An 18,083-nucleotide genomic window follows, 5' to 3' on the forward strand; every position below is an offset into this window, starting at 1 on the left:
GTCACGTGGCGCTCACTTCCGGGGCTCGAACGTGTACTTCCTGATCAGCAGCCAGCGGACGAAGAAGAGCCCCGCGCCGAGCGCGATCCACCCCATCTGCGTGAGGCGCGACCCGGACTGCGAGAGGTGCAGCGACAGCACGACGATGAAGTAGATCGCCGCGCCGATCCAGATCATGACGATCGAGAGCCGCTCAGCGAACCACCAGCCCGGGAACACCGTCAGCAGGCCCCCGAACGAGCCCATGATTACGAACCCGGCCCACACGGCGGTGAGAGGTGTCCCGAGCGCGCCTTCGATCGACTGCGGCGGCCGCACGAGCGTCGCGAAGCCCGTCGCCAACGCGACGACGTAGAACACGAAGTAGGTCGCCTTCAGGTGTCTGGGTTCGGTGATCGACTCCCACGCCCGCCGCGCGCGAACGTGCAGGCTCACGAGTGCTCGCCCGGCTTGCCCTCGATGCTGTCGATCAGGGCGACGTCCTGCGGGCTGATCCCAGCGCGCACGTCACGGCCGATCGTCCGCGCCCAGATGGAGTGCACCTTCACGCGGGTGAACGACAGCCAGCTCTTGATCGTGGCGATCGACCGGATCGCGGTCGCGAGCTGGAACGTCTGGTCGCGGTCCGTCGAGGGGAACCCCTGCACCTGGTCGGTGAGGAACTCGACGTTCTGGATGACCTGCGCCGCATCGGCACCGCGCTCGTTGAGCGCGCGCCGGGCACCGCGGTAGGCCGCGTCCTCGATCTGCTGTTCGGATGCCATCTCGTCCCACTCCTTCGGGATCGGTGTTGCGTTGCCGGTTGATGCGGGCGAGCCGATGACGCCGAGCGCGCCCCAGAACGTCCAGTGCCACGGCTCGCCGAAGCCGAGGCCGTCGCAGGTGATGTTGTGCCGCGCGGCGATCTCTCGCGCGCGCAAGTGCGCCGTCGTGACCGCGTTGTACGGCCACGCCAGATCATCCGAGCGCCGCTTCTCGTGGTTCCCCGTGCCGGGAACCGCGACCGTGCCGGCGCTCGACCAGCGCACCCACCGGGTGCCGCCTCCGTACCCCCACGCGGAGCCGTCCCACCAGCGCACATCACCGAACGGGCCGCTCCCGGTCGCCTGCTGAAGAAACCGGGTCACGAACAGATCGACCTGCTCAGCGGGCTCACGGTCACCGGACACCACCGTGATCGGCGGAAGGCCGGCGGCCACGAGGTCGTCGGAGAACCGGCCGAACGCTTCCCGCGTGCCGGATGCCGCGTTGTGCTCGCCGTCGGCGTAGCGAATGCTCATCAGGCCCGCTCCCAGGAGGTGCGGAAGCCGATGACCTTGATGTTCGGGGCGTTGTTCTGGTTGAGGCGGATGTTGCCGTCCGGGGTGATGTACACGCCGAGGAACACCCAGAGCTCGGCGTCGTTGCGGGAGGCGCCGACCACCATGACCTCACGGCCGGGCCGGAATCCCACGGGCAGGATGCCCTGGATCGCCGTACCGAAGAATCCGCCGTCGTTCTTCGTGACGATCGCGTCGAGAGTGACCGTCGTCCCGGAGACGGTGAGGGAGTACGTCCACGTCGTCGAGGTCGGCACACCGGTCAGGACGCCGGGGATGCGGGCTCCGCCGATGACCTCGCCCTGCGGAGCGGACGCGGTCACCTGGTAGATGCGGCCGGTGTCGGTCTCGACGATCAGCCAGCCCACGGTCGTCTGCCCCGAGGTGAGGAGCGCACGCTGCGCGCTCGTGACCTTCAGCAGCCCGCCGACCTTCTCAGCCCAGTCGGCCGCGGCCTGCATGTCCGCCGTCGTCTGCGTCGGCGTCGGCGTGAACACCGGCTTGCCGAGCGCGTTCAGGGTGTTGCCCACGTGCTACCTCCAACTGATCCGGAGCGCACCGGACATGCCGTCCTGCGCCAACGATTTGAACTGCTCGTACCCGCCCTGATTCAGGCCGACCCCGAATCGGTCTCCGCCGGTCTTCAGCGCGTTGAACCATCCGGCCGGGTCCGGGGGTGTCTGCCACCCGCCGTCCGGGTTCCACACCGTGTACCCGCTCATCGCGGGCACGCCGCCCTTCGTCGCGTCGGAGTGGAGCGTGAACCGCGACCCGCCATAGCGGCGCCGGTCCCACGCAACGTAGAACTGCAGCGACACGAACTCGGCGCCCGCGGGGATCGTGTCCTTGATCTGCGACCCGTAGAACCACGCCCCGTACGTCGACTCCGAAGACCACGGCTGCGGCTGCCACCACCGCGCGCTCCCCCGGTCCGTCGACCCTGTGTCGATCGCGCGGAACTCCGCCGTCTTCACTTCACCACCGGAACCGCCGGAGGGGTCGGGGGCGGGCTCCTCCGGGTCGGGAACGTCGAGCAGGAGCGTGCACCACGGCTGCGACGACCAGTGGATACCGACCGTGTCCCCCGACGACGGCGCCGGGTCCGTAGGGGCGACGCTGAGCGTGTACGTCCCGAAGTCGGTCTGGACGACCGCTGACGTCTTCTCGGCGTTGATCGTCTCCACGACCCCGATTCCCGGCTTCGGGACCGTCGGGCCAATGAGACGCATCACCCCGTCGATCGCGAGAACCGTCACCGCCTCGTTGATCTGCGGCACCCAGGCCGTCGCGAACGGCACCGGGACACGCTGGTCGCCGAGGTCGACGAGCGCGTTCAGCCCGTCCGCGCCGACGTACCGGCCGGCACGAAACCCGGCCTCCGCCTTGCGGGCCGTCTCGCGGCGTGCAGCTTCGCCCACGGCGACCTCCTACCGGTCCGGGATGTCGACGGTGGTCATCGTCTGCCCGCCCTTGTGCGACAGGCTCGACACCCGGGCCAGGCCGCCGTCGAAGATCAGGACGTCGCCGACCTCGCGGAGCGGGTTGAACGGCTCCGTGATGGTTCGGCGGACGCCGCGGCGACGGGCGGAGCGCTCGAGCAGCCCTGCGGCGAACTCCTCGCACTGCTGCCGCGTCCGCAGGAACTCGGACTGGTAGCGGCGGGTCTTCCGCCCGAACGGGGACATGCTGTCTCCCGGGTTCGACACCCGCAGGAACCCCTCGGTGATGTCGGCGAACGCGTAGATCGGGTCGCCGGCATCATCCTTTCCCTCGACGACGACGCTGTTATAGGTCTGCTCGGCGGACATCGACACCGGCGCCGACACGAACCCGCGGATCTCGTCGACCGGGTCTCCCCACGCCTTCGGGATCGCGGTGAGCACACCGTCGGCGGTGAGGTGCGGCCACGCGCCCATCAGGTCGTAGAGCTTGTTCACAACCGCGGAGCGCTGCCCCTCGTAGACGATGCCGGAGGGCACCACTGCATCCGGGACTGAGCGGATCACCGGGAACCGGGTGACCGACTGGATCTCCTGCCACGCCGACGACGACTTCGCGCTCGTCGGCGCCCGGAACTCGTCCCGCGCGATCTTCGCCAGCCGGTCGGCGACGTTCACCGTGAACGACTCCCCCGCCGTGAACGGGATCCCCTGGAACAGCATCCGCCGGTCGTCGGCATCCGGGACGGAGTCGATGATGAGACGAGCCATCGGGATGCGGTCCTCGTACCGGCCGGCGCGGATGATGCAGTCGACCTGCAGCTCCGCACCGAACGGGGAGAACCAGTCGCCGATCTCCCGCGGGATCATCGACGACCCGAACACGTCCGACCACACCACGGGCACCGCCCCGGACGCCACGACGAACCGGGACATGTCCCAGCCGATCGCCGGTTCGTCGATCTGCAGCCCCTCGAGGCGCCGCTCGCCGTCGTACATGAGGTCGGCGGTCCAGATCTTCTCGATGCCGCCGCGGCCATCGGCGAGGTCCGCGAGGAGTTGGCGGGTGGTGTCGTTCGCAGCTCGCATCGACCCACCCGCCCCTCACGTTCAGCCGGCGGCGCCCGCCAGCGACCAGTCGGTGTCCATCTCGTCGTAGGACGCGTAGGCCGCGTCGCGCTCGTCGTAGGACGCGTAGGACACGTCGAGGTCGTCGTACGACAGCGGCGACACCTGCAGCCCGGGGGCCGGGCGCGCCACCTCGGCCAGGGTGGAGGAGAACTCCGCCCACCACTCGTCTCCGGTGTACCCGGCGTCGGTCTGCGTCAGCGTCTTCACGTGCCCGTAGAACCGGCGCGGCAGGATCCCCTGGTGCGACCGGATCAGCCACACCGGGAGCTGCGGGTCGTCCTGCGTCCCGAGCGTCGCCCAGAGCCGGTCGAACATGCCACGCCCGGCCACGCCGAACTGCACCGCGACTTCCTGCGCGGCCTGCCGAGGCCCCGCACCCACCAGGGACGGGAACACCGCGCCCTGCACGCGCACGAGCTCGCCGGGAGCTTCACGCGTCAGCGACGGCCACGACCCGGCCATGTTGACCACCGTCGCGTTGAGGTACGGATTCAGGGGCTGCTGCACCAGGCACCCGTCCTCGTCGCCCTCCCACGGCAGCAGCGTCGAACCGATCGGCACCCGCCCCACGGGCACCCCGCTAGCGAAGCACTCGACCTCGTACGCGGTGGTGACGTCGAACCCCGCCTCCACGTCGAGATGCCCGAACGCGGACGTCAGGGGCCGGCGGATCGCCCCCGGGACCATGTCGCTGCGGCCTTCGCTCGTCCACCACAGGGTGACCGTGTCCGTTCCGTCCGGGAGAGTCACCGACAGGCTCGCCGGAGACCCAGCGTCGAACCCGGCGCCCCCTGTCGAGGGCGAGCCTCCGTCGAACGAGTCCGGGCCCGTCGTGTCCGGGCCGCCCCCATCCCACGCGTCCGCCTCGGCGATGCTGATGCGGATGTGCGGGACGGGAGCGAAACCGGTCTCAGGGGTGAGGGTGGCGATCATTCCGACTTCCTTCCGCCGAGCCATGCCCGGTCGTCCTCGAACGCCGCCGCGCGCACCTCACCCCGCGCTTCCGCCTTCATGCGGCCGATGAGCGCACCATCCTGATCGACGAACACGAGAGTGCTCGGCGAGCCACCGGAGCGCATGAGGCCCCACTGCTCGTCCGTGAACACCGGCTCGGGCCGACCAGACAGGTTCATCGCGATGCCGCCGTGCGGCAGCCACCCGCCGTCGTCGTACAGCTTCGGGATGACCCCGCCGCCGGCCATCGCCAGGTGCACGTGGTTCCAGTGCTGCGCGCGGACCGCGTCCGACCAGCCATCGAACGGCTTCCCGTTCAGGAGCTGCCGACCGCCCGCGGGCGAGAAGATCAGCTCTGCGGCGTTCGGGAACAGCGCGGCCACCCGGTTGAAGGTGTCCATCGTCGCCGGGATCAGGTCGATCGCGCGCCCGAGAGCGTGGTACGACTGCCCGCCGTTCGCGGTGACCGCTCCCGGCCGGAGCGCGCTCGTGAGCGACACCCCGGGGAGCGCGGACTGCACGATCCGCCACATGGCTTCCCAGCCCATGCCGGCGCCGCCCGGAGCCGCCGCCGTCGGGAAGATCCCCGACAGCGCCTTCACCGTGTTCCCGGCGAGACCGGCGATCGTCTGCCCGAACAGGTTCTGACCCGACGCGAGCGGAGTGATGATGCCGTCGACGACATGCTTCTGGATCGCCTGCCCCGGGTTCGTGAGGAACTCCCACGCGACCGACGCGGCGCGCGAGATTGTGTCCCACACGTCCCCGGCGATCTGACCGACCCCGTCCCCCATCGGGAGACGTCCGGCGATCGCTGCAGCGTTCAGCGCGTCGACCCCAGCCTTCCCGCCGACAAGGCGGGTGAACTCGGGGCGCATGATCGCTTCGCCGCCAGAGAGCGCGAGGCCACCGCCTGTCGGCGACCAGAACTGGTGCACGTCACGACCCGGCGTGTATCCGGGCAGGACACCACCCGAGGCGAACTTGATCAGCGGTGCCTCGGGGAGGCGCATGTCCTCGATCTTCAGCGTGGTGACGAGGTCGTTCCAGAACGAGCGAAGCCCCTTGTTCCAGATCGCGTCCAGCACGAAGTTGATCGGGACCGCGGCGGCCTGCTTGATGCCCTCCCACGCCTTGCCGACGGCGTCCGCGGTCGCGCCGAACGCCTTCCCGATCGCGTCAACCGCGAGGCCGAGCGGCGAGAACACGTTGTCGCGCAGCCACGACCACCCCGCGCCGAGCACGGACATGATGCCCGCGAATACAGGGCGGATGATCGTGTCGTAGAGCCAGCCGAAGACGATGCCCCAGCCCTGGATCGCGAGCACGATGTAATCGACGATCGGCTGGATGATGGTCCGCCACACCCACGAGAAGATCTCGCCGATCTTCCCGAACACGGGCGACAGCACGTTCTCCCATAGCCAGACCGCGACCGCGCCCCAGAACCGGAAGTAGTTGATCACGAGCGTCCCGATGGGACTGATGACGTTGTCCCACAGCCACGAGAAGACCGCCCCGATCGCGGTGAACACCGGCGACAGGACGTTCTCCCACAGCCACGTCGCGGCCGCGCCGATCGCCCCCATCACGGTCGACCAGATCTGCTGCCCCAGCTCCGTCTGCGTGAAGAACCACACCAGCGCCCCCACGAGCGCCGTGATCGCGACGATGATGATGCCGATCGGGTTCGCCGACAGCGCCGCGTTCAGCAGCCACTGCCCAGCAGCGGCGACACGGGACGCGGTCGACGCCGCGAGCGTCGCGACGGTGCTGCGAGTGGTGGCCGCGGCCGCGACATTGGTGGATCCGGCAGCGGCAGCCTTCGCCAGTGCGAGTTCGCGCTCGATGCGGACCGAGTTGTTCCGCAGGATGTTGTTCGCGAAGTAGACCGGCGTCGCCGCGAGCTCCGCTCCGCGCAGCGCGAGCGTCGCGTTCGCGACCGCCGCCGACCCGACGCGCCAGGCGATGAACCCAGCCACGATCAGCGGCATGAACTGGATGATCGTGTCGACGTGGTCCGCCAGGAACGACAGGACCTGCGTGAGCACGTCGACGCCGCCCGCGGTGACCTTGGCCGCGGCCTGCCCCACCTTCGGGAGCTGCGCGCCGAACTCCGACAACGCCGGGGTCAGCGTCTGCAGAGACGCGCCGATGCTCGACGCCGCGCCGGAGAAGTCACCGGAGGTCAGCGACGAGAAGAACGACACCACGGCGTCGCGGAGCCCCCACAGGAACAGCACGATCCCGTCGTCCTCGGATACGTTGAACGCACGCGCGAACGCGCCCGAGAAGTCGCCCTTGACGACGTAGTCGTAGATGCCGACGATCCCGTCCCGGATCCGCAGGATGACGTCGACCGCCGTCGAGTCCTCCTCGAGGTTGAAGGCGTTGCGGAACTGCCCCGTGAAGTCGCCCTTCACGACGAGGTCGTAGATCCCGCGGACGCCGTCCTCCACCTTCGTGAAGTCGATCGCGGCGACCCAGGCGGTCATCCGGTCGATCCACGGGCCGAGCCATTCACCCAGCGCGGCACCCGCACGGGCGGCGATGTCCTCGAGCGGCCCGAGGGCCTTCGTGAGCGCCTGGATGCCGGGGGCGACCTTGGGGAACAGGCCCGACATGAGACCGGCACCGATCCGGCCGAGAGACGCGATGAAGTTCGCCCACGACCCCTTGACGGTGTTACCCATCTCGGACGCGACCGTGCCCGCCGCGGACGTCATCGCCTGCTGGAACTGGTCGAACCCGATCTCGCCCGCGGACGCCATCGAGAAGATCTCGTCCGTGGTCACGCCGAGCCGGGACGCGAGCGCCTGGTAGATCGGGATGCCACGCTGGGCGACCTGCTGCAGCGAGTCGTTCTGCGCCTTGCCGACGGATGCGACCTTGGCGTAGATGGAGCCCATCTCGCCGATGTCCGTGCCGGCGGCCGCGGCGCTGTTCGCGACGGATTTCAGCACGCCCTCGAGCTGTTGGCCGGGCTTGATCTGTGCGGCGACGAGCTGCGCGGCCACGGTGGACGCGTCGCCGAGTCCGAAGGCGGTGCCCTTGACGGCGGCGAGGGCGTTCGCCATGACGCCCTTGACGGTCTCCCCGTCGTTCCCGAGTCCGGTGAGCTTCGCCCGCGCGGTGTCGATCGCGTCGAGACGCTGGAAGCCCTTGAACAGGGCCGTGCCGAGCGCGGCGCCCGCGACGGCGCCGACACCGGCCTTGAGCACCCCGCCGATGCCGGAGAGGATGCTGGATCCGATGTTGCGGCCGGCGGACTCCGTCGCGGGCGCCGCGCGACCCAGCTCAGCCGCGATCTCGCGGGACGCGCCGGGCATCTTCACCGTCAGGGCGACGTAGGCGTTTGCGATCTCCACACCAGTGGGCACGGCGACCTCCGTCCTACGTCGTCGGCTGCGACCGCCTCCGGTCACGCGCTGCGTGCTTGCGTGCCTTCTCGGCCATGACGGCCTGCCGCGCGCGTGCCTCGTGAGCGGGCTCAGGCAGCTCGATGCGCTTGGGCTGCGGCCCGTTCGACCCGCCGGTGTGCCAGTCGAGGACCTCGAGCCGGTACACCGCCTCGCGCAGCAGGTGCGCCTCCGCGCTCAGCGCCGGCACCCCGCCCGTGTCGATCCACAGGGCGCAGCCGTGCGGCAGGTGCGCGATGTAGTCGCCGAGCTCGCGGGGTGTGCGCTCCGGCTCCGTCCGCCCGCCGGGCAGGAGCCGGAGTTGGTACTCGGCCTGCAGGGACGCCCGTAGGGCGCTCTCGTGATGGATGAGAGCGCCCACGAGCGTCAGGAGTTTGGGGACAGCGCCTGGAACAGGTCCATGACGAACGTCGACCCGGCCTCCGTGGTCACGCGGCCGTTCGCCCCCTTGAGCGCCTTCAGCACCTCGCGGTACTGGTCGCCGACGAGACGACGCAGCAGCGACGGGAGGCGGGAGGCGTCGTTGTCGTCCTGGACGGCGCGGATGTCGTCGAGCACCTCGAAGTCGTCCAGCGCCTCGTCGGGCACGTCAACGTCGATCGACCCGGTCGCCGTGGGCATCGTGACGCGACGGCCCGGCACCACCCGCACGACCGGCTTCTTGTCGTCGTCGAGCACGGGCTTTCCGGTGTCGTCGATCACGGGAAGCTCGATGTCGACCTTCTCGACCTTCAGCTTCACGGTCTCGCTCTTGTGGTCCTCGGGCACCTTGGCGCCTGCGGGGATGTTGGGCATGGCAGTCTCCTCCGACTGTGTGTGATCTCCGACGTGGAGCGTGTAGCGGTGGGCGGAGGCCGTCGGAGGCAACACCTCCGCCCACCGGTCTGTGTGCGGGCCGGTCAGTCGACCTGCGCGGCCGGCAGCGCGGGCTGCGGGTCGGGCGCGACGTCCTGCTCGTCGATCTCGTGACGTACCCCGAACCGGTCGAGGTGGTACGTCGACTCGACGGGCTTCTTCCGTCCGGCCATTACGCGGCCTCGACGTCCGTCGACAGGTGGATGTAGTCGCCGATGATCTCGCCCATGAAGGGGAACGCGGCGATGTCCGTGTTCGCGACGCGGTCGCCGTTCGGGGAGATCTCGAACCGCGGGATGATGAACCGGTCCTGGATCGTCTCGTCGTCGGCGTCGAACAGGTCGATGACGGCGGAGCGGATGGCGATCCGCTGCCCGGAGCTGCGCGTGGCCTTGCGGACACCCGCGGTCACGGTCACCGTCTTCTCCACGTAGCGGAGCGACTGCGTCTGCGCCTTCGTCTCGAGCGCGACGAACGCGATCGACGTGCCGCCCTCGTTCATGCGCGTACGGATGACCCGCTGCCCCTGGTGGCCGCGCTTCTTGTCCACGGAGCCGCTCAGGGACTCCGTGATGCCGTCGGTGTTGAGCCAGCCGACGTCCTCGAACGCGTCGTCCAGATCGCCCGTGAGGGTCGTCGGGAGAACCGTTCCGTAGGGCGCGAGGTGGATGGCGTCGGAGTCGGAACCGAAGATGCGGGCGAGATCCGCGTTCACGGTCATGTGTGTCTCTCTTTCGTGTGAGCCGGGCATGACCGGCGTGGCGTCCGCGCGGGCGCGCGGGCGAGTCAGCGGGCGGCTCGCACCCGGAGTCGGGCGGTGAACCGGTAGCGCGGGATCTCCGTAGTGGAGTCCGGCGCGAAGTAGGGGCGCGTGGCCTGCACGCGACGAACGAGCGGGAGCGCCGACGAGGCGTTCAGGAGAAGATCACGCACATGCAACGCGAGTAGCCCGGCGACCTCGTCGTCGGCGGCCCATGCCTCGATCGTGAGCTGCACGTCGTCCATCACCCGGTTCACGCCATCACCGCCGCTGCCCCAGACCCGCACGAACGTCTCGGGCCGCTCCGCGGGCACCCGCAGGCTGACAGGAACGTCGTCGAGCCGGTCGGCGAGGAACGCGATGACCTCGGCCTCGGTGTCCGTGAAATGCGTCATCGCTGCACCTGCCCGAGAGCCTGCTCGAGCACGGCGTCGCGCATCTGCCGACGCCGAGCCCGGTCAGACGTGGCCTGCACGTACCCGCGAGCGGTGTAGCGATGAGGGCGGGCGACGTACTCGAAGCCCTCCCCGGCAGCCGCCGCCATGCGGGCGCCGACCCGGTCGACCTCGGCTTGGACAGCGGGCGAGGTCATCACGACGTTCAGGCCGGCGAGATTGAGTTTCACGTTCCCGGCCACCACGTCTCCTATCCGTCGATGCGACCTGCTTCACTCGGTCGGTTCCAGCGCGTCGGGGCGCTGGCGAACGGCTGCGGGTCGCCGATGATCTTGAGCGGCTCGCTGCCGCGCACGATGACCCGGCATCCCGCGAGGGATCCCGTGAATGTCTTCGGCCACATCAGCGACCACATGACGCGGACGCCCGCGGGGCGCGCAGAGTCATCGACGTCGTCGCGCGGCCCCGGGGTGACCAGCACGTCATCGACGGTCTCGTCCTGCCATTGGATCTGCGGCTCGCGCCGGGAGTTGCGGCCCACTTCTTGCGGCCGCTGCACGATCACGCTCTCGCCGATCAGGACCGCCATCGGGGCCCCTGCTGCGAACTCGTGCCGCCGAGCTTCGTGGGGCGCAGGGAGCGCGCGACGGCGAGGTCCGCGGGCGACAGGGTCACCTGACCCCCGACCGCCCACGAGGCGAACGTGCCGCCCTCGCTCAGGGGTCCGGCGGTCTCCTGGAACTGGGTCATGCCCGCGCGGGCGCGCTTGTCGATGTCGAAGGCGCCCGCCACCGCTCCGGCTACGGTGGTGCGGACGATCTCGGGCACGGTTTCGTCGCCGAAGGAGTAGTCCACGCGCACGAATGCCGTCGTGCACCCGGTGATGGTGAGCACGGCGCCGAGACGGTTGAACCGGACGGGGTTACCGTCGTCGTCGGTGACGCTGTGAACCTCGACGACGGGTGTCTCCGGGAGGCGCACTTCGCCGGCGTGCGATCGGAGCCGGTTCGTGCGCCGCCCCGGAGTGAAGGTGCGCCGAGCCTCCATGCGGAACAGCTCGGACGCCTTCGCGATCGCGTCGCCGACGCGCTGCTGCTCGGAGGTGGTCAGGTCACGGCCCAGAGCCGCGACGACGTCCTCGCTTGCGGCGAGGGGCATGTACTCGTCAGCCATGACCTGACCCCCTTCCGAGTTAGGCGACGGTGATCGCCGGGGACGAACCGCCCGTGAACGAACCGGTCGCCGTGAAGGTGCCGATGCGCTCGTTGAACGTGACGGTCTTCGCGTTGCCGGGGAACGTGCCGCCGGAGACGGTCGCACCGGAGACGCCGGTGAGCTCGTTGATCTCCTTCGCGATGTCCGCGTTCGACGCGTTGTAGGCGATCGCGTCGGTCGTCTGACCGTCGATCGTGAGCGTGAACGTGCCGCCGGTCGGGGTGCCCGTGATGGTCACCGTGTAGGTGGCCTTCTCCGAACCGCCCGCGCCGAAGGTGACCTTGATCGCGCGCTGGAACTTCAGCACGACCGCGTCGTTCTCGTCGCGCACGATCGACCCGTCGGGCGCCTGCTCGGGGTCGAGCACGGCCGTCGCACCTGCGAAGGCGTGAACGATCGAACGGTCCTTGAGGTGGTCGCTGTCGTAGTCCCACAGCTGGGTGACGGCGAGACCGTTGCCCGCGGCGACGCCGCCGCCCTTCGCGACGCCGTTGGGCACCGCGGGAGCGACCGTCGCGATGGCGATGGCGGTCTCGTGCACGAAGTACGACTCGTCGTCGCCGAGCGCGTCGAGCTCGACGATCGTCCAGCCGCCGAGGCGACCGACGACACCCTCGCGGAGCGCCTCGGGAAGCCCCGCGGCGTCCACCTCGAGCAGCTTGTCGTGCGTCGCGATAGCCTCCGACACGTTCGCGCCGACGAGCCAGTAGCGACCCGACAGCGGCCAGTGCGCCTTCTGCGCGAGCTTGCGCGCGCGGACGGCGACCTTGCGAGCGTCGTTCTCGACCGCCGTGCTCGACGCGGTGTTGAACGTCACCCCGAAGACGAACGACGCCGCGCGCAGCGCGCCGACGACGATGCCCTCGAAGAAGTCGAGGATCGCCTGCACCTGCGGCGCCTGGACGTCACGGACGTAGTCGACCTCGTCGAGCGTCTCCTCCTCCGGCGACAGCGCGACCGCGCTGTAGATGTGGCGGTTCAGCGCCACCTGGATCTTGGAGTTGGCCAGACGGTCGACGACGATCAGGTCGTCGCCACGCCACGGCTTCTCGCGCGCGACGAGCACGGCGGGCCGCTTGATGTTGACGACGTCGCCCTCGGCGCCCTTGAAGTCCGAGATGCCGAACCTGTAGGTGAACAGGCCGGGGGCCTTCACCTGCTTGCGGAGCAGGGCGAGCGCGGTGGCCGCGAGCTTCTGCCCCTTGACGAAGATGTTTGCCACGATTCCTCCTCAGGATGGTTGGTGGCCCGTGAGCGTTCGTGGCGAACGTCTCCGGGGGTGTCAGCGGGCGGTCGCCGCGCTGACGATGTCCTCCACCGACATGTCGCCGGTCTTGATCTGTTCGCCCTCGCCCTGCCCAGCCGCGGACGGCGCGGGATCCTTCTTGGGCAGGATCGCGAGCAGCTCGTCGGCGTGCGCCTCGAGCTCCTCTTTGGTGGACCCGCGAAGCGCGGAGACGGGCACGCCCTTCTCCTTCGCGACCTCCGCCGCCGTTGCGGCTGCGGCGTCCTTCGCTTCCCGGTCGGCGAGCTTCTTCTCGGCGGCTTCGGCACGAGCGAGGAGTTTCTCCTGCTCGGTCTTGTTCGCCTCTTCGAGCTCGTCGAACTTCTTGGCCTTCTCGGCGTTGGCCTTGGCCTGCTCCTCGTTCTTGCGGGAGAGGGCCTTCCACTTCTCGGCTTCGGCGCGCGCCTTCTCGAGGTCGCTGTCGCCGCCCGTTTCGGGCTTCTTCTCGCCGCCGTCGCCGCCCTGGTCACCGTCGAGGTAGCGCAGGAACGGGCGGTGCCAACTCGGGGTCGGCAGCGGTCCGAGGGTGGGTCGGATGTTGGACATGATGGGTTCCCCGTTTCGGAGTGATGGATGGCTTCCCCGTTTCGGGGTCGCCGGATACCCGCGGGTGCGGGTGGTCGAATGCGCCTGGCGTCAGGCTGCGGTGATCGCGCCGGCCGCCGCCTGCGCCTGTTCCAGCTCGCGGCTGCGGTTGGTCTCCTCGGCCTCGATCTCGTCCGGGGACATGCCCCAGATGTTCTCGTCGATCCACCGCTGGGATCGCCCCGATGCCTTCGCAGCGAGGGCCGCGGCGGCCTTCTCGGTGAGGGAGACGTGCTCAGGCGGCTCGAAAGTCACCTTGATGGTGTCGCCGTCATCGAGCGCGAGGATGCGGAGTGCTGCGAGCAGAGCGGCTTCCATCGGGGCGCCGCACCGATGGATGCGGTCCTTCGCCTTCTGGATCTCGCCCTTGTGCGAGTTCTCGGCGCCGGCGGCGGACTGGTTCTGCCCCTCGGGGATGAACACGTCGATCGGGGTGCGCATGACCGCGGCGAAGTCTCGCGCGTCGGTCTTCTCGCCGTCCAGCAGGGGGCGGATGTCGACCTCTTTCGACTCCCAGATGTCGATGCCCTCGGGAAGGTCGATGAGCGCTCCGGGCGCGAAGTCCAGCCGCTTCGCCCAGTCGATCTCGTTGCCGTCGTCGTCCGTGTCGGGGAGGTTCTTCATCGCCCGAGCGCGGAATGCCTGGTAGGCGGTGACGACGAGGCGCTGCAGCTTGCCGAGGTTGATGCGGTCGATGACGTCGATGTGCGGCTCGAACTCGGCGACGCCGTCCTGGTTCTCCATCGCGAACACCGGGACCGGCCCGTCGTACACTTCGGGCTCGCCGTCGAGTTCCCACCCTTCGGCGATCGTGCCGCGGATCGTCCCGCTGTCGGTCTTCACGCTGCGGGAGAACCGCTGCCGCACGCCGGGCACCCACACCTGGGCGAAGTCCTTCTCCGCGTCGTTGTCGCGCCACGCCAGCAGAGCGGCCCGCGCGCGCCACGGCTGCGCCGGGTCGGGTGCGGTGATGACCTTCTCCGGCGGCTCCGAGGTGATGATCGGCTCGCCGTCGCGGATGCCGGTGATGAGGTAGCCGTACCGGACCGACAGCATGTTGAGGATCGCGTCTGCGAACACCACCGAGAGGCGGTTGTCGCGCCACACCTTGCGGAGGGCGAGCACCGCGGGGCTCTTCTGCGACGATCCGACAGCCACTCCCGTGGGGACGATGCGACCGGCGAGGGACTGGCAGGCGAGTCCGGCGTAGTTCGTGCGCGCCTTCTTCTGGAACGCCTTCCACGCGTCGCGGGTGTTCTGCCCCATCTCCGGCATCGGCGCGTTGCCGGACGCGTACGCGCGCAGCTCGGCGATCTTCTCGGCGCGGGCGTCCATCCGCTTGGCCAGGATGGGGAGCCACTCCTCCGGCGTGCTGGCCATCGGCCACCCCCTATCTGAGCTGTCGCGGCATCCGGCGCCGCGAGCTCGCGGTCACGCCCTTACCGATCGCGTCGTTGCCAGCGGCATAGGCGAACGCAGCCCCGTAGGTCGCGTCGATCTTGCCGTAGTCCTGGTTGTCGTCGGCCTTCTTCAGCACGTACCCGGACCGGCGCGGGTCACGGCGCGCGTTCAAGAAGTGCCGGATCACCGCCGGGTCGCCGTCGAAGGTGACCTCAACCTGCCGGATCGCGGAGTAGAGCTGCTCGAACGTCTCGCACGTGCGGGTGACGTCCTTCTGCTTCCACCGGATCGGCTCCGGCACGCTCATCTTCGCCTTCAGCCGCTTGTGGTGCGTGGCCTCCCACGACTTCACCTCGCCCGCCCAACCGGCGGACGGGTCGGCGTAGAACCCGACCACGTTGTACTCGCGGAACGCTTTCGCCACGGCCTGCTCGATCTCGAGCTTCGGCGGCCGCCACCCTTCACCGGCGGGCCCATCGGGCTGTTCCCACAGGCCGATGAGGAAGAAGTGCCGCTGCGACACGGAGTAGCCCATGAGCACGGTCGAGTCGGCGAGGTGCTTGTCCTTGCGCCCCTCGGACCCGTCGAACCCGAGCGTCACGGGCTCGGAGCGCCCTACGGTCTTCCCGCGGCCGGCGTCCACGCACGCGCGGATCTCCGGGTCGGTGACGTACGCGTCGCGCGCGGCGTCGATCTGGTTGAGGAAATCCGCGCGCATCACCGCGGGGTCGTTGGCGGTGTCGAAGAAGTCCAGCGCGCCGCGGTGCACGTCGAACCAGCCCGGAGCGCACGGCGGATCGTGCAGCAGGCACCCGTCGGGGTGGTTCGCCGAGTCGCCATACGCGACGCGGAGGCCGTGCACGAGAGAGTCCATGTCGTCGATCTGCGTGCTCGCCGGCGCGGGCCGGTGATCGAAGTAGATCGAGTGGACGTCCTCGAGGTTCTTGTACTTGCCCGACTGGATGTCGTTCCAGAACTCGAACGACTGCTCCGCCACCGACCGCTCACCGAGCGTGTACGCGTTCGGGGTCTCGATCGTGACGCCGCCGAGCTTCGTCGCGTTGTTGCGGAGGGTCTGGGCGAGCTTCACGCCGCCGTTCGAACGCAGCCACGTCTCCGTCTGGTCCATCGACGCCGCGACAGCCTTGAAGCCCTTGATCGTCGTCGCCGACGACGTGATCGGCACGATGCGGCCGCGCTCGAGAGCGACGAAGGAGTCCATCGGGTCGAGGTTGAACTCGTCGACCGCGGACCCCTGGCGGAGCATCTCGAGGAGCGGCTCCCAGGTGTTCTTGGTCTGCTCCTCCGACACCGCGGCGATCGCGACGTACGGGGTGCGAACCCGTGACCACGGCTTGCCGACCGGCTGCCCGTCGGCGTCCCACCCGTCGGGCACGACGTCGAAGATGCCCTCGGCGATCATGATGCCGCCGACAAACGGGGACTTGCCCCACCCGCGCGGACGGATCAGCGCGGCACGATGGATCACGCGGCGGCCGGTGACCGGGTCGATGCGGTAGAGCTCGTTCAGGAACTCCTGCTGCTCGATCGTGAGGACGAACGGGTCGAAGATGTCGTCGTCGCCGGCGTCCGGGCGCCCGAGGTAGGTCGCCATCTGATCGGCGATCGACCATCCCAGCGTCGGGAAGTCGCCCTCGAACTGCGGCACCCACGGCATCAGGCGGAATCCTTCCTCGTGATACCGCGCATCCGGTCACGCGACGACACCGCACGGTCGACGCGCTCGGCGGACTCGACCTCGGCGGTCGTCGCGAGCGCGAACTGCATCCGCAGACGGGCGCGGTCCTCGGGGGTGAACCCGTACTTGGCCTCACGGAGCCGCAGCTCGCCGGCGAGCTTGACGTCGCCCTTCCAGAACTGCGCGTGGATCATCGCCGTCTCGGCGAGATACGCCCAGTCCATCTCAGTGAACTCCACCGCAAGCGGATGCCGAGCGAGCATCTCCCACCAGCTCTTGGTCGTGGCAGGCCACGTGAATCGCCTCTTGACGATGACAGGGGCGCCGTCTTCGTCCTTCCCGAGGTTCACATCTACGTAGAACGTCGGCAACTTCGGCTGTTCGGTGGGCTGGATCTGCAGAACCCGCAGCTCGACCGCATCCTTGTTCCGACGGGCGCGTTTGCTCGCGTCCTTCGGTGCGGGGCCTCGTCCTGGCATGCGTCACACCCCGTTTCGGGTCGCCTCTCGACCCCATTTCGGGCTCGACGGCACGAGACGGACGCGCTCCACGCGCGCAGGCGGCTCGGATGCGTTCGGAAGAATCCCCAGACCCGTACAAACTGCGAATTTCAGCCCCGGCCGCGAAGGGAGGACCGGGGGCCAGGGGTCCCCGGGTGGGTCTGGGAGGTCGTCAGCGTCTGCCTGGGTGCCGTTCTCGCGGGTGGCGTGCTGATGGGCCTTGCGCGGCGCGGCGGGCTGTGGCGGCCTCCTGCTGTGTCTCCCTGTTGTGGTGCCAGTGGCACAGTGTGCGGACGTCGGCGACTGTGGTGCGTTCGCCTGGTGTCCAGCGCTTCAGGTGCGCGGCTTGCAGGTTGTCCGTCGCTGGGCAGCGTGTGCCGTCCGACAGCATCGCGACGCAGCGGTGACCGTCACGCTCGAGACACGCGGCGCGCACGGACGCGGGCACGTGAGTCGGTCGGCTGTTCTCCCACGGCATCGCGCTCTCCGATCATTCGAAGCGGGCGGCGACGTATGCGCCGAGTCCACCGGATGCGCTGATGCTCTGCTCGGCGGGGGCGATGATGTCTCGGCCGGCGCGTGCGGACTGTTCGAGCTGGGCGTTCGTCCATTCGGCTCCGACCACCCAGGCGACCACGAAGGGCTCCTCGGTCGGGCGGATGGTCCGGAGGTACTCGGTGATCGCACGCCCCATAGCATCCCGGGCGGCTTGCACCTCGGGGGCGAAGTAGTCGTACGAGGGGGTGTCTTCGTCGTCGTCCACGGTCAGTCGCTCCCCCGCACGATCGACTCGCCGTCGTCGTCCGGCACCTGTCCAGAAGTGGACACCTCGGGGCGGTCAGGCTTGGACATCACATGCTCCTCGTCGGGGTCGGTCAGAGGCGGTATCCAAGGGCGTCGCAGTGACAGGTTTGGGGCGTTCGGTAGCTGCTGCTGCCCTGCGCGCGTTTGACCGGGTTACTTGGTTACTTATTCAAAGAGCTGACACGATCCCCGGTACTTGTCACTACTTGTCACTGTGGGGCAAGGAATCGCGTGATTACGCGACTGGATGGAGTGACAGGTGTGTTTTTGAACCTGTCACGAACTTGTCACTGTCCGCGAAACCTGTCACTGGTGCCGGTTG

Annotated in this window: 21 protein-coding genes; all 21 read right to left on the reverse strand. The window is 69.1% G+C overall.

Features of this window, described 5'->3' with window-relative positions; all coding sequences use genetic code 11:
* Positions 1-12 precede the first annotated feature (12 nt).
* The 21 genes from BGO45_RS11085 to BGO45_RS11185 all read right to left on the reverse strand — a co-directional run bounded on the left by BGO45_RS11085 (position 13) and on the right by BGO45_RS11185 (position 17,720).
* Positions 13-435: a hypothetical protein gene (locus BGO45_RS11085; RefSeq protein WP_292694152.1), complete on the reverse strand. Its 423-nt coding sequence runs from the start codon at positions 433-435 to the stop codon at positions 13-15.
* A complete protein-coding gene (locus BGO45_RS11090) occupies positions 432-1,280 on the reverse strand; it encodes a hypothetical protein (protein ID WP_292694155.1) in 849 nt (282 codons plus the stop codon). Before BGO45_RS11090 ends, BGO45_RS11085 begins: the two co-directional genes overlap by 4 nt.
* A complete protein-coding gene (locus tag BGO45_RS11095) occupies positions 1,280-1,849 on the reverse strand; it encodes a hypothetical protein (protein WP_292694156.1) in 570 nt (189 codons plus the stop codon). Before BGO45_RS11095 ends, BGO45_RS11090 begins: the two co-directional genes overlap by 1 nt.
* 3 nt (positions 1,850-1,852) lie before the next feature.
* Positions 1,853-2,737: a hypothetical protein gene (locus tag BGO45_RS11100; RefSeq protein ID WP_292694158.1), complete on the reverse strand. Its 885-nt coding sequence runs from the start codon at positions 2,735-2,737 to the stop codon at positions 1,853-1,855.
* A gap of 9 nt (positions 2,738-2,746) precedes the next feature.
* Positions 2,747-3,847: a hypothetical protein gene (locus tag BGO45_RS11105; protein ID WP_292694160.1), complete on the reverse strand. Its 1,101-nt coding sequence runs from the start codon at positions 3,845-3,847 to the stop codon at positions 2,747-2,749.
* Between the two features lie 21 nt (positions 3,848-3,868).
* On the reverse strand, positions 3,869-4,822 hold the full coding sequence (locus BGO45_RS11110) for a hypothetical protein (protein ID WP_292694162.1): 954 nt from the start codon (positions 4,820-4,822) through the stop codon (positions 3,869-3,871).
* Positions 4,819-8,223 (reverse strand): tape measure protein, encoded by a 3,405-nt coding sequence (locus tag BGO45_RS11115; protein ID WP_292694164.1) that lies wholly within the window; start codon positions 8,221-8,223, stop codon positions 4,819-4,821. The genes BGO45_RS11110 and BGO45_RS11115 overlap by 4 nt, the downstream gene beginning before the upstream one ends.
* A 13-nt stretch (positions 8,224-8,236) precedes the next feature.
* The gene (locus tag BGO45_RS11120) at positions 8,237-8,623 is read right to left on the reverse strand and encodes a hypothetical protein (RefSeq protein WP_292694166.1); all 387 of its coding nucleotides are present in this window, start codon (positions 8,621-8,623) and stop codon (positions 8,237-8,239) included.
* A gap of 5 nt (positions 8,624-8,628) precedes the next feature.
* Positions 8,629-9,057, reverse strand: a complete 429-nt coding sequence (locus tag BGO45_RS11125) for a hypothetical protein (protein ID WP_292694168.1) — start codon at positions 9,055-9,057, stop codon at positions 8,629-8,631.
* A 104-nt stretch (positions 9,058-9,161) separates the two neighbouring features.
* Complete coding sequence (locus tag BGO45_RS11130) at positions 9,162-9,290, reverse strand: hypothetical protein (RefSeq protein WP_292694171.1); 129 nt, start codon at positions 9,288-9,290, stop codon at positions 9,162-9,164.
* Positions 9,290-9,838, reverse strand: coding sequence for a hypothetical protein (locus tag BGO45_RS11135; protein ID WP_292694172.1), 549 nt, complete (start codon positions 9,836-9,838; stop codon positions 9,290-9,292). Before BGO45_RS11135 ends, BGO45_RS11130 begins: the two co-directional genes overlap by 1 nt.
* Positions 9,839-9,903: 65 nt before the next feature.
* Complete coding sequence (locus BGO45_RS11140) at positions 9,904-10,272, reverse strand: hypothetical protein (protein ID WP_292694174.1); 369 nt, start codon at positions 10,270-10,272, stop codon at positions 9,904-9,906.
* The gene (locus tag BGO45_RS11145) at positions 10,269-10,514 is read right to left on the reverse strand and encodes a hypothetical protein (RefSeq protein WP_292694176.1); all 246 of its coding nucleotides are present in this window, start codon (positions 10,512-10,514) and stop codon (positions 10,269-10,271) included. The genes BGO45_RS11140 and BGO45_RS11145 overlap by 4 nt, the downstream gene beginning before the upstream one ends.
* A gap of 8 nt (positions 10,515-10,522) precedes the next feature.
* Complete coding sequence (locus BGO45_RS11150) at positions 10,523-10,861, reverse strand: hypothetical protein (RefSeq protein ID WP_292694178.1); 339 nt, start codon at positions 10,859-10,861, stop codon at positions 10,523-10,525.
* Positions 10,849-11,445 (reverse strand): hypothetical protein, encoded by a 597-nt coding sequence (locus BGO45_RS11155; RefSeq protein WP_292694179.1) that lies wholly within the window; start codon positions 11,443-11,445, stop codon positions 10,849-10,851. The genes BGO45_RS11150 and BGO45_RS11155 overlap by 13 nt, the downstream gene beginning before the upstream one ends.
* 19 nt (positions 11,446-11,464) lie before the next feature.
* Positions 11,465-12,709, reverse strand: coding sequence for a hypothetical protein (locus tag BGO45_RS11160; protein ID WP_292694181.1), 1,245 nt, complete (start codon positions 12,707-12,709; stop codon positions 11,465-11,467).
* Between the two features lie 60 nt (positions 12,710-12,769).
* Positions 12,770-13,318 carry a hypothetical protein gene (locus BGO45_RS11165; protein WP_292694183.1) on the reverse strand — a complete coding sequence of 183 codons (549 nt, stop codon included), beginning with the start codon at positions 13,316-13,318 and terminating at the stop codon, positions 12,770-12,772.
* Positions 13,319-13,408: 90 nt separating this feature from the next.
* A complete protein-coding gene (locus tag BGO45_RS11170; RefSeq protein ID WP_292694185.1) occupies positions 13,409-14,737 on the reverse strand; it encodes a phage portal protein in 1,329 nt (442 codons plus the stop codon).
* A gap of 10 nt (positions 14,738-14,747) precedes the next feature.
* Positions 14,748-16,436 (reverse strand): hypothetical protein, encoded by a 1,689-nt coding sequence (locus BGO45_RS11175; RefSeq protein ID WP_292694187.1) that lies wholly within the window; start codon positions 16,434-16,436, stop codon positions 14,748-14,750.
* On the reverse strand, positions 16,436-16,936 hold the full coding sequence (locus tag BGO45_RS11180; protein ID WP_292694191.1) for a hypothetical protein: 501 nt from the start codon (positions 16,934-16,936) through the stop codon (positions 16,436-16,438). Before BGO45_RS11180 ends, BGO45_RS11175 begins: the two co-directional genes overlap by 1 nt.
* A 511-nt stretch (positions 16,937-17,447) precedes the next feature.
* The gene (locus BGO45_RS11185) at positions 17,448-17,720 is read right to left on the reverse strand and encodes a hypothetical protein (protein WP_292694194.1); all 273 of its coding nucleotides are present in this window, start codon (positions 17,718-17,720) and stop codon (positions 17,448-17,450) included.
* Positions 17,721-18,083 lie beyond the last annotated feature (363 nt).

Source organism: Microbacterium sp. 71-36, from assembly GCF_001898305.1.
Taxonomy (GTDB): domain Bacteria; phylum Actinomycetota; class Actinomycetes; order Actinomycetales; family Microbacteriaceae; genus Microbacterium.